Raw genomic sequence first — 11957 nt, 5'->3', positions numbered from 1 at the left:
CCGTCGCCGAGGCCCCTCTGCGGCGTCAGACCGCCGCCCCTCCGGGACCTCGTACCAGAGCCATTTGTCGCTCGCCCGCCTTCGGATTTTCCATGCTCGGCATCGCCAAGAAGATTTTCGGCTCTTCCAATGACCGCAAGGTCAAGGACTTCATGGGCCGCGTTCAGAAGATCAACGCGCTGGAGGCGAAATACTCCGCCCTGTCCGACGACGAACTGCGGATGATGACCGAGGCGTTCCGCGACCGGCTCGCCGGCGGCGAAACGCTCGACAAGATCATGAACGAGGCCTTCGCCGTCGCCCGCGAGGCCTCGAAGCGCGTTCTGGGCCAGCGCCAGTACGACGTGCAGCTGACCGGCGGCATGATCCTGCATGACGGCGGCATCGCCGAGATGCGGACCGGCGAAGGCAAGACCCTGGTCGCCGTGGCCCCGGTGTATCTGAACGCCCTGCTCGGCAAGGGCGTGCACGTCATCACCGTCAACGACTACCTCGCCCGCCGCGACGCCGAATGGATGGGCCGCGTCTATCGCTTCCTCGGCCTGGACGTCGGCGTGATCGTCAACGGCCTGTCGCAGGGCCAGCGTCAGGCCGCCTACGCCGCCGACATCACCTACGGCACCAACAACGAGTTCGGCTTCGACTATCTGCGCGACAACCTGGTCTACGACCGGCGCGAGATGGTGCAGCGTCCGCACCACTTCGCCATCGTCGACGAGGTCGACTCCATCCTGGTCGACGAAGCCCGCACCCCGCTGATCATCTCGGGCCCGACCGAGGACCGTTCGGACCTGTATGTGACGGTCGATGCGATCATCAAGGAACTGGTCCAGGACAAGTCGACCTTCGACCTCGACGAGAAGCAGCGCCAGGCCCTGCTGACCGAGGAAGGCTCGGAGAAGATCGAACAGATCATGGAAGAGCGCGGCCTGTTCGCCGCCGACACCACCGGCCTGTACGACGCGGCCAACATCACCCTGGTGCACCACATCAACCAGGCTCTGCGCGCCAACACCCTGTACCTCAAGGACAAGGACTACATCATCAAGGCCGGCGAGGTGATGCTCATCGATGAGTTCACCGGCCGCATGATGCAGGGCCGCCGCCTGTCGGAAGGCCTCCACCAGGCCATCGAGGCCAAGGAAGGCGTCAAGATCCAGCCCGAGAACCAGACCCTGGCCTCGGTGACCATCCAGAACTATTTCCGCCTCTACGAGAAGCTGTCCGGCATGACCGGCACGGCCGCGACCGAGGCCCAGGAATTCCTCGACATCTACAAGATGGATGTCCTCGAGGTGCCGACCAACCGTCCGATCCAGCGCATCGACCACGATGACGAGATCTTCCGCACCGAGGCCGAGAAGAACGTCGCCATCGCCGACCTGATCGCCGAGTGCCACGTGAAGGGTCAGCCGATCCTCGTCGGCACCGTCTCGATCGAAAAGTCCGAGACCCTGTCCGAGCTGCTCAAGGTTCACCCCTATGAGGTCAAGCTGAAGACCCTGAAGCCCCAGCACGCCCATCTGCTGGACCAGGTGAAGAGCGAGGACCCGAAGGCCCGCGCCGCGGCGAAGAAGGCCTATCAGGCGCTCAAGGACGAAGACTTCGACATCGACATCCGCAGCGGCAAGGGCATCCCGCACAGCGTGCTGAACGCCCGCCAGCACGAGCAGGAAGCCTATATCGTCGCCGACGCAGGCCTGCCGGGCGCGGTGACCATCGCCACCAACATGGCCGGCCGCGGCACCGACATCCAGCTGGGCGGCAACCTGGAAATGCGCCTGCAGAAGTGGCGTCAGGAATTGCGCAACATGGCGCAGGAAGTGACCCCCGAGATGGAGGCCGCCGAGGAAGCCCGTCTGAAGGCCGACATCGCCGTCCAGAAGGACATCTCGCTGACCGCCGGCGGTCTGTTCGTGCTCGGCACCGAGCGCCACGAAAGCCGCCGTATCGACAACCAGCTGCGCGGCCGTACCGGCCGTCAGGGCGACCCGGGCGTGTCGAAATTCTTCCTGTCGTGCGAGGACGACCTCCTGCGCATCTTCGCCGGCGACCGTCTGGACGCCATCATGCGCAGCTTCGGCGTGGCCGAGGGCGAGGCGATCTCGCACCCCTGGCTGAACCGCGCCGTCGAGACCGCCCAGAAGCGCGTCGAGACCCGCAACTACGACATCCGCAAGAACCTGCTGAAGTACGACGACGTCGTGAACGACCAGCGCAAGGCCGTGTTCGAGCAGCGCCAGGAGTTCATGGACGCCACGGACCTGTCGGAGCTGGTCAACGAGTTCCGCGCCGACGTGATCTCCGACCTCGTCGAAAAGCACATGCCGCCCAAGGCCTACGCCGAGCAGTGGGACATCGAGGGTCTGGACGAGAAGGTCCGCTCGACCCTCGGCCTCGAACTGCCGCTGGCGGACTGGGCCGCCGAGGAAGGCGTGTCGAACGAGGAGATCGAGGAGCGCATCAACCTCGCCGCCGACGCCCGCGTCGCCGAGCGTCTGGAGATGGTCGGCCCCGAGCAGATCCGGAACCTCGAAAAGCAGTTCATGCTGCAGATGATCGACATGCAGTGGCGCGAGCACCTGGTGCACCTCGACCACCTGCGCGGCGTCATCGGCCTGCGCGGCTACGGCCAGCGCGATCCGCTGAACGAGTACAAGACCGAGGCCTTCAACCTGTTCGAGACGCTGCTCTATGAGCTGCGCCACAACGTCACCCGCTGGCTGATGACCGTCGAGTTCCGCTTCCAGGACGCGGCCCCGCCGCCGATGGAGATGCCCGAGTTCCAGGAAATCCACCTGAACCCCGGCACCGGCGAGAACGAGATGGCCAACCCCTCGGCCCAGCTGCCGGAAGGCATGCTGCAGGGCGAGGATCGCGCCCGCCTGCCGGTCGAGGCCCTGCCGGTCGGCTGGGAGCGCACGCCGCGCAACTCGGACTGCCCTTGCGGTTCCGGCCGCAAGTTCAAGCACTGCCACGGAAGCCTGGTCTAAGGGCGCTAACGCTCACGACGCGGTTGCTCGCTGCTTGAGCGCGACCGCGCTGAACCTCCAAGCTCTTTGCTTGAGCGTGGGTTGGCTGACGGCTAGGACCGGCGGTGTCGTATCACCGCCGGGAGTTTCCGATGGCCGCTCGCAAGGATCTGTTCTCCCGCGCCCTGTCGCTGGATCCCGAACGGCTGCATTTCGCGGCGCATAGCCATCACCTGTGGCCGGACGCCTCGTTCGACGGCCAGGTGCGGGCCTGGGTCGAGGCGAACCAGTTCGCCGACCGCAAATGGGATCTGATCTTCGGCGACGCCGTGCCCGAGGCGCAGAAGCACGTCGCGAAGGAACTGAACCTGCCGTCGCCCGACACGGTGGTGTTCGCCCCCAACACCCACGACTTCCTGCTGCGCATCTTCTCCGGCTTCGAGAAGAAGCCCGTCCGCATCCTGTCCACCGACGGCGAGTTTCACTCGTTCCGCCGCCAGGGCGAGCGCTGGGAAGAGGCCGGAGAGGCGGTCGTCACGCGCATCCCGCTGCATCCGTTCGAGACCTTCAACGAGCGCTTCGTCGAGGCCGCCCGCGCGGGCGACTTCGATCTGATCGTCATCAGCCAGATCTTCTTCAAGACCGGCCAGGTGTTCGACCGCGTCGAGGATCTGGCCGCCCTGGCCGACCCGCAGGGCCCGTGGGTGGTGGTCGACGGCTACCACAGCTTCATGGCCGTCCCGACCGACCTGTCGGCGGTGGCGGACCGCATCTTCTACGTCACCGGCGGCTACAAATACGCCATGAGCGGCGAGGGCTGCGGCATCCTGCATGCGCCGGACGGTTTCTGCCCCCGCCCCGTCTCGACCGGCTGGTTCGCCGAGTTCGGCAATCTGACCGGGCCGCCCAACGGCGTGCAGTACCGCGCCGACGCCGGCCGCTTCTGGGGCGCCACCTTCGAGGCCACGCCGGTCTACCGCTTCAACGGCGTGCGCCGGATGCTGGACGAGGCGGGGATCTCCACCGCCGACATCGCCGACCACGCGCGCGGCCTGATGCGCCGCTTCCAGGACGCCGTCGCCGCGGGCGAGGCCGGCAAGCTGGGCGAGGCCGAACTGCTGAACCCGGTCACCAACGAGCCGAACCGCGCCCGCTACCTCGCCTTCCGGCACAAGGACGCCCAGGCCTGGCGCAAGCGGCTGATCGACGCCAACGTGGTCACCGACGTGCGCGACGACACCATCCGCTTCGGCTTCGGTCTGTACCAGGACGACGCCGACCTCGATCGCCTGATCGAGATCTGCGACCGGATCCTGTGATCTAGAAGAAGGTGGTCTCGGCGCTCTGCGTCGCCTCGGGCGCCTTGCGCGGCGCAGCGGGGCGGGTCGAGGTCGGTCGGGGCGCTTCGGTCCCGGGCTCCGTCGCCGGGGCGGCCGTATCGACCACGCCTTCCGGCGGGGTGGCGGCCGCGGGCGGGCCCAGCACCGGATAGGGCAGCGCCGCCTCCGCCGCATCGGCCGGGAAGCCCTGTTCGGGATTCACCGCAGCCGGTGCGATCTGGTCCGGCGCGTCCAGGTCGTCGCGGATGAAGGTCCACGACCGTTTGTCCGAACAGGCGCAGGCCTTCATGAAGCCCTCGCGATCGCGCCAGATGATCAGCGGATACTGGATCTGCAGGCCGGCGTCGCCGAGGTTCCGGGACAGGGCGGCGACGAACTCGCGCCCCGCATCGACCACCGCCGCGCGCGCCAGATTGCCGTCCGCCGCCGGAATGCCCGCCGCCGTCCAGTTGCGCACCGGGGTGGCGGTCCAGCGCTGGTAAAGGGTCCAGTCGCGCGTCAGCCACAGGTCGGCGACGGTGGCCCGTTCGGCGGCGGTCGACTGGGCCAGGCCCTCGCGATCCGGACGGGCGAAGACGATGATCCGCACCTCGACGCCCGCGGCGCGCAGCTTGGGCGCTTCCTCGCGCTCGTAGTTCTGCATCGCCTGGGAGTCGCGATAGCCGATGACGTAAAGCGGCTCGCCCCCGCCGCCGGCCGAGATCCACGAGCTCTCGTCCAACAGCCGCTGGATCTCCGCCTGGTTGCGGGTCACCGTCACCGGCTGGAACCGGGCGTGGAAATTCCAGTACGCCCAGTAGCCTCCGCCGGCGATGACGAGGCCGATCACGGCCGCCAGGGCCGACCAGACGAAAAAGCGACGCATTCGGGGGGCGCTCCAGCTTCACTGTTCGCGGAGGTTAACGCCTATCATCGAATTGCGCTGCTGCGAACGCCGGAGGCGCGATTTGGGCGCGCCCCGGAGAGCGCGCCCGATGCGTCGTCAGGCCATCGTCGGAATGACGAAGCTCGAATCCGCGTGCTCCAGCTCGCTGTCGGGCCAGCGGGCCGTGACGGTCTTCACCTTGGTCCAGAATTTCAGACCTTCCATGCCGTGCTGGTTGGTGTCGCCGAAGGCCGAGCGCTTCCAGCCGCCGAAGGTGTGATAGGCGACCGGCACCGGGATCGGCACATTGATGCCGACCATGCCGACGTTGACGCGGGCGGCGAAGTCGCGGGCCGCGCGGCCGTTCTGGGTGAAGATGGCGACGCCGTTGCCGTACTGGTGCTTCGACGGCAGGCTCAGAGCCTCCTCGAAGCTGGCGGCGCGCATGATCTGCAGCACGGGGCCGAAGATCTCCTCCTTGTAGGACTCCATCTCGGGCGTGACGTGGTCGAACAGCGACGGGCCGACGAAATAGCCGTTCTCGTGGCCCTGCAGCTTGAAGCCGCGGCCGTCGACGACCAGTTCGGCGCCGTCCTTGACGCCCTGGTCGATCCAGCCCTCGACGCGCGCCTTGTGGGCGGCGGTGACGACCGGGCCGTAGTGGGCGCCGGCGTCGGTCGAGACGCCGACCCGCAGGGTGTCGATCTCGGCGACCATGCGCTCGCGCAGTTCGTCGGCGGTCTTCTTGCCGACCGGCACGACGACCGGCAGGGCCATGCAGCGCTCGCCCGCGCTGCCGAAGGCGGCCCCCGACAGGTCCTTGATCACCTGGTCCATGTCGGCGTCGGGCAGGACGATGCCGTGGTTCTTGGCGCCGCCCATGGCCTGAACGCGTTTCCCGTGGGCCGCGCCCAGCTGATAGACGTAGTGGGCGATGTCGGACGAGCCGACGAAGCTGACGGCGTGAACCTGCGGATGGGTCAGGATGGCGTCGACGGCGGTCTTGTCGCCGTGCACGACGTTCAGAACGCCGGCGGGAGCGCCCGCCTCCATCATCAGTTCGGCCAGACGCACCGGCACCGACGGATCACGCTCCGACGGCTTGAGGACGAAGGTGTTGCCGACGGCGATGGCCACGCCGAACATCCACATCGGGATCATGCCCGGGAAGTTGAACGGGGTGATGCCCGAGACCACGCCCAGCGGCTGGCGCATCGAATAGACGTCGATACCCGGACCGGCGCCCCAGGTGTATTCGCCCTTCAGCGCATGCGGGATGCCGCAGGCGAACTCGATGACTTCCAGACCGCGCTGGATGTCGCCCTTCGAGTCGGCGATGACCTTGCCGTGCTCGGACGACAGCATCTCGGCCAGTTCGCCCATGTTCGCCTCGACCAGGCGCTTGAACTCAAACATCACCCGGGCGCGGCGCTGCGGGTTGGTCGACGACCAGCCGTCGAACGCGGCCTGGGCGGCCTGCACCGCACGGTCGACCTCGCCGGTCGTGGCCAGCTGGACCCTGGCCTGGACCTCGCCGGTGTTCGGATTGAACACGTCCGAGAAGCGGCCCGAGGCGCCGGTGAAGGCCGAACCGCCGATGAAGTGGTTGATGTCGCGCATGGCGAGGCGTTTCCCTGAACTGAAGGCTTGTTCTTGTGGGCGGCGGTTTAGCCCGTGACGCCCCCGACCGCCAGCGACCCGGCGCATCAATGTCTCCGGACCGAAGTTCGCCACAATGCCTGCCCAGCGTCCGGGGCGGGATGAGGGAGCCGAATACGATGCTCAGAGGACTGATGGCGGCCGCGTTGCTCGTGGCGGCGGCGCCAGCCCAGGCCCAGGACATCGCGCAACAGGCCGACGCCTACATGGCCGCCCGTACGGACCTGGGCCAGTTCTCCGGCTCGGTGCTGGTCGCCCGGAGCGACGAGGTCCTGGTGAACAGCGGATGGGGCCTGACCGCGCTCAACGGCGAACGGCCGGACGCCTCGACGACCTGGCTGGCCGCCTCCCTGACCAAGCCCGTCACCGCGGCGGCCGTCCTGTTGCTGCGGGACGAAGGACGCCTGGCCCTGTCGGATTCCGTCTGCCGTTTCGTCCGGCCCTGCCCCGACGCCTGGGCTCCGGTGACGATCGAACACCTTCTGCGTCACACCTCCGGCGTCCCCGACTACGAGACGGCGCTGGAGCTGGGCTCCCCGGCCTGGACCGAACGCATGCGGAGCCCGGACAGCGCGGCGTTGATCGTCGCCGAGGCCATGGAGCGCCCGCTCGACTTCGCCCCGGGGACTTCCTTCGCCTATTCCAACACCGGCTACGTCCTGCTCGCCCGCATCATCGGCGCCGCGTCCGGCCAGAGCTATGAAAGCTACGTCCGGTCCAAAGTGCTCAACGCCGCCGGGATGAGCGACTCCTGGCTGGGCGGAGCCGCTCCCGATCGCAGGCCCTCGGCCGCCGGCATGACCGGACGCGGCGAGGCCTCCAGCGAAGAGCTCGCTCTCGGCCGTACGTTGGATGCGTCGTGGCTGGCCGCCGTGGAGCCTGTCGTGCCCGGCGTCGATCACGGCGACGCCGCCCTGGTCACCACGGCGGGAGACATGGGCCGGTTCGCGACCTGGTTCCTGAAGCGGTTCGCCGCCGATCTGGACCTGATCCGCCAGGACGAGCTGGGCGCCGACCACGGCCTCGGCTGGTCCCTGACGGCCGATGGCGAGCTCGCCCATAACGGCATCCTGCCCGGCTATGTCTCGCGCATCGTCGCCGACCCCGCCACCGGCCTGGTCGTCGTCGTCCTCGCCAACCTGGACGCGGCCCGGTTCGACGCCATCAGCCGGGACCTGATCCTCATCGCGCGCGGCCGTCCGTACGAAGCGCCGCGCAGCCACGTCATCGTGCCGCTGGACCCGTCCTGGGCCGAGGGCCTGACCGGCGCTTGGCGCATGGGCGGGGTGGATACCCGGGTCGTGTTCGAGGACGGGCGGCTGTTCCTGACCTCGGAAGGACGCTTCCGCGCCGGCCTGCTGCCCGAGGGGCCGGACGTCTACTACGCGCCACTGTTCGAGGGGACGGTGACCTTCACCCGCGACGAAACGGGCCGGGCGACCGGCTACGTCCTCGACTTCCGGGGCGAGAGCCACCCGGCGTCGCGGGCGGAACCCTAGACCGCCGCGTCGAACAGGGCGTCGCGGGCGACGTCGGCCTTCAGCATGGGGAAGAAGTGGGTGCCGCCCTCCACCGTCTCGACCGTCACATGCGGCATGCCGTGCGGGCTGGAGGTCGGGAAACAGGTCGAGCCGGCCTCGGCCTTCAGGATGCGCACCGGCCGATCCACGCGCTTCAGGGCACGCCACGGGTCGTGGGCCTGGGACGCATAGTTCGACGCCTCCCACTCCGGCTTGCAGACCAGTTCGAAGCCTTCGGCCGTCTCGACCAGGCCGTCGGCGAGGTAGTCGGCCAGCATCATCTCGGGCCAGCCGCGGAAGGCGCCGCGACCGGAATAGGCGGCCAGGGCCTGTTCGCGGCTTTCGAACACCGCGCGCCGCTTCAGGGCGTTCTTCACCAGCGGGATGCGCGCGGCCAGGCGGCTGGATAGCGGCAGCTTGAACAGGGCCACGCTCAGACGGCCCCAGATGACCGGATCCATCAGCACCAGTTGCGACACCCGATCCGGCCGCTCGGCGGCGGCCAGCAGGGCGGAGGTGCCGCCCATCGAATGCCCGGCCATCACCACCGGCGGGCCGTCGAGGGAATCCAGCAGGGCGATCAGGTCGTCGGCGTGATCACGCCAGCCGCGCCGTCCGGACAGCGAAGTCGGCAAGGTCGTATGGCCGTGGCCGCGCAGGTCGGGGGCCCACAACCTGAGACTGCCCGACAGGGGCGCCAGGAGGGTGCGGTAGGTCATGGCGTTGAAGCCGTTGGCGTGGACGAAGATCACGTCCACCGGACGCTTCGGATCGCCGAAGTCGAGCACGGCCATTTCCCCGGCGCCCCATCGATTATCGACAGGCAGGGTCAGGCGACGGGGCGGGGAGAGCCGGATCGCGTCCATGAACGGCAGATAGGTGATCCGGGATGCCGCCGCCAGTTGTGTCGGCGGAACGACGGTCGGCGGATCAGGCCGCCAGACAGGCCGGGCAGCGGCCGTGGGCCTCGACCGTGGTGCGCACGATGGCGTAGCCGGCCGCCCGCGCGGCGCGGTCCAGCCCCTCGGCCACCGGCGCGGCGACCTCTTCCGTGGCCCCGCAGCAGTCGCAGATCAGGAAGGCCGCCGAATGATCGATCGTCCCCGAACTGCACGCCACATAGGCGCTGATCGAGGCGATGCGGTGGGCCAGACCCTTGCGCTCGAGGAACTCCAGCGCGCGATAGACCGTCGGCGGCTTGGCCGGCTGGCCGTCGGTCCCGAAGCGGGCGATCAGATCATAGGCCTTCACCGGCTCGCCGGCGGCCAGCAGCAACTCCAGCACGCGCAGGCGGGCGGCGGTCATGCGCTCGCCCTCCGCGGTCAGGCGGGCGTCGGCGTCGCCGAGGGCGCGTTCGACGTCGGCCGCGGTCGGCGGGCCGTCATGATGATGGTGGTGGCAGGCTTCACCCATGGGCCAGAGCTAATGCTTCGCCGGACGCGCCGCAACCGATGCCGCTTGACTGCATGTGATGTTATCTCATAACACCACTGAAGTTTCTGCAGACGAGCTTGCCCATGACCGTTTCCGCCGTGTCCCGCGCCGCCCTGACCGCCGCCCTTGGATGGACCGCCCTCGCCGGCGTCGCCATGGCCCAGGAGGCGCCCGCCCAGGACGCGACCGAACTGCAGGAAGTGGTCGTCACCGGCGTGCCCTACGGCGTCACCCGCCGGGCCACGACCATCGCCACCACCGTCGTGGACGCGGAAACCCTGGCCCAGGCGCCCGCCGCCTCGCTGGGCGATCTGGTCAACGGCCTGCCCGGCGTGCGCTCGACCGACTTCGCCCCCGGCGCCAGCCGCCCGGTCATCCGCGGCCTGTCCGGCCCGCGCGTGCAGGTGCTGACCAACGGCATCGGCCTGATCGACGCCAGCTCCGTCTCGCCCGACCACCAGGTCGCCACCGACCCGGCCGAGGCCAACCGCATCGAGATCGTGCGCGGCCCGGCCACGCTCGCCTATGGCGGCACCGCTATCGGCGGCGTGGTCAATGTGCTGGACGACCGCATTCCCGACGCCCTGCCGGACGGCGGCGTCGACGGCCTGGTCTCGACCCAGGCCTCCAGCGTCGATGACGGCTGGTCGGCCTCGGGCCGCGCCACAGTCGCGCTCGGCCCGGTGGCCATCAATATCGAGGGCGTGAAGAAGGACGCCTCTGACTACGACATCCCGTCGCCCGCCATCTCGCAGCGGCTGGCCGACGCCGAAGGCATCGATCGCGGCCCGGGCGGGACCCAGCCCAACAGCTTCTCGCAACTGGAGAGCTGGGGCGTCGGCGCCTCGTGGATCGGCTCCGACGGCTACATCGGCGCCGCCTACAAGGACCTGTCCAGCAGCTACGGCGTGGTCGCCGAGCCGGAGGTCTATATCGAGCTGAAACAGACCCGCGAGGACGTGCGCGGCGAATGGCGGCTGGACAACGGCCCGCTGCAGGCGATCCGCGGCGCGTTCGGCCACGCCCAGTACGAGCACACCGAGTTCGAGGGCCCGGGCGAACCGGGCACCATCTTCAACTCCGACGGCCAGGAAGGCCGCATCGACCTGGTCCAGCGCGCCCGTGACGGCTGGAACGGCGCGGTCGGATTCCAGGCCCTGTCGCGCACGTTCGAGGCCATCGGCGACGAGGCCTTCGTGCCGTCCAGCGATGTCGAGGAGATCGGCGCCTACACCGTCCAGCGTCTGGATCGCGAACACTGGGGACTGGAAGGCGGCCTGCGCTACGACCGCCGCTCGGTCGCCGCCACGCCACTGTCGGGCGGATCGCGTCTGGACCTGACCTTCGACAACGTCTCGGCCTCCGCCGCCGTCTTCCTGCGCCCGACGCACGAGCTGTTCCTGGGCCTCGGCCTCGCCCACAACGAGCGCGCGCCGTCCGAGGTCGAGCTGTTCGCCGACGGCCTGCACATCGCCACCGGCGTCTATGAGACCGGCGACCCGACGCTCGACAACGAGACGGTCAACACGATCGAGGGCTCCGTCCACTACGACTCCGGCCGTTTCCGCGGCGACCTGCACGTCTACGCATCGCGCTACGACGGCTTCATCGACGAGCGCGACACGGGGACCGAGTTCATCGACGACGGCGAGGCCTTCCCGGTCTTCCAGTTCGTCCAGACCAATGCCGACTTCCACGGTTTCGAGGCCGAGGCCGAGTACGACCTGTGGAGCTCGGGCGACCGCAGCCTGAGCATCGAAGGCGCCGCCGACTATGTGCGGGCCCAGACCGACCTCGGCCCCGCCGCGCGCATCCCGCCGTACAGCATCACCGGCCGCCTGGTGTGGACCTCCACGCCCTTCGACGCGAAGCTGGAGCTGCGCCACGTCGGCGAGCAGGACCGACTGGCCGACAACGAGCTGGGCACCGACAGCTACACGATGCTGAACCTGTCCGGCGCCTGGCGCCCGTTCAGCGACCGCAACGTCAGCGTCTTCGCCGAGGGCCATAACCTGACCGACGAGGAGGCCCGCGAGCACGTCAGCTTCCTGAAGGACGTCGCCCCCCTGCCCGGCCGCAATTTCCGGGTCGGGGTCAGCTACCGGTTCTAGGGTATGCGCCGCGCCTCAGGGGCGAGCCTGTTTGCCGGTCCGGGACATCCGGGCTA

8 protein-coding genes are annotated in these 11957 nt (G+C 68.8%); 4 read left to right on the top strand and 4 right to left on the bottom strand.

Annotated elements, in window-relative coordinates; genetic code table 11:
- The first annotated feature begins 92 nt into the window (after positions 1 to 92).
- Both secA and GGR12_RS02610 read left to right on the top strand, forming a co-directional pair.
- Positions 93 to 2993: a preprotein translocase subunit SecA gene (secA, locus tag GGR12_RS02615; RefSeq protein ID WP_183202587.1), complete on the top strand. Its 2901-nt coding sequence runs from the start codon at positions 93 to 95 to the stop codon at positions 2991 to 2993.
- Positions 2994 to 3124: 131 nt separating this feature from the next.
- Positions 3125 to 4291, top strand: coding sequence for an aminotransferase class V-fold PLP-dependent enzyme (locus GGR12_RS02610; RefSeq protein WP_183202585.1), 1167 nt, complete (start codon positions 3125 to 3127; stop codon positions 4289 to 4291).
- Between the two features lies 1 nt (position 4292).
- Here GGR12_RS02610 and GGR12_RS02605 read toward each other — a convergent pair whose 3' ends face one another.
- Both GGR12_RS02605 and GGR12_RS02600 read right to left on the bottom strand, forming a co-directional pair.
- Entirely contained in the window at positions 4293 to 5177 is an 885-nt protein-coding gene (locus GGR12_RS02605; protein WP_183202583.1) for a hypothetical protein, read from the bottom strand.
- A gap of 117 nt (positions 5178 to 5294) precedes the next feature.
- On the bottom strand, positions 5295 to 6797 hold the full coding sequence (locus GGR12_RS02600; protein ID WP_183202581.1) for a CoA-acylating methylmalonate-semialdehyde dehydrogenase: 1503 nt from the start codon (positions 6795 to 6797) through the stop codon (positions 5295 to 5297).
- Positions 6798 to 6955: 158 nt separating this feature from the next.
- Between GGR12_RS02600 and GGR12_RS02595 the strand changes: the two genes are divergently transcribed.
- The gene (locus GGR12_RS02595) at positions 6956 to 8335 is read left to right on the top strand and encodes a serine hydrolase domain-containing protein (RefSeq protein WP_183202579.1); all 1380 of its coding nucleotides are present in this window, start codon (positions 6956 to 6958) and stop codon (positions 8333 to 8335) included.
- Here GGR12_RS02595 and GGR12_RS02590 read toward each other — a convergent pair.
- Together GGR12_RS02590 and GGR12_RS02585 are read right to left on the bottom strand one after the other, a co-directional pair.
- Complete coding sequence (locus GGR12_RS02590; protein ID WP_183202577.1) at positions 8332 to 9222, bottom strand: alpha/beta fold hydrolase; 891 nt, start codon at positions 9220 to 9222, stop codon at positions 8332 to 8334. The two genes, GGR12_RS02595 and GGR12_RS02590, sit on opposite strands and share 4 nt — an antisense overlap.
- 64 nt (positions 9223 to 9286) lie before the next feature.
- Positions 9287 to 9769 (bottom strand): Fur family transcriptional regulator, encoded by a 483-nt coding sequence (locus tag GGR12_RS02585; protein ID WP_183202575.1) that lies wholly within the window; start codon positions 9767 to 9769, stop codon positions 9287 to 9289.
- A gap of 104 nt (positions 9770 to 9873) precedes the next feature.
- Between GGR12_RS02585 and GGR12_RS02580 the strand changes: the two genes are divergently transcribed.
- Positions 9874 to 11901, top strand: coding sequence for a TonB-dependent receptor (locus GGR12_RS02580; RefSeq protein ID WP_183202573.1), 2028 nt, complete (start codon positions 9874 to 9876; stop codon positions 11899 to 11901).
- The last annotated feature ends 56 nt before the right edge of the window (positions 11902 to 11957 follow it).

It is taken from the genome of Brevundimonas lenta, from assembly GCF_014196335.1.
Lineage (GTDB): Bacteria > Pseudomonadota > Alphaproteobacteria > Caulobacterales > Caulobacteraceae > Brevundimonas > Brevundimonas lenta.
The sequence above is the reverse complement of the archived record's forward strand: the minus strand, read 5'-3'. Positions and strand labels throughout refer to the sequence as shown.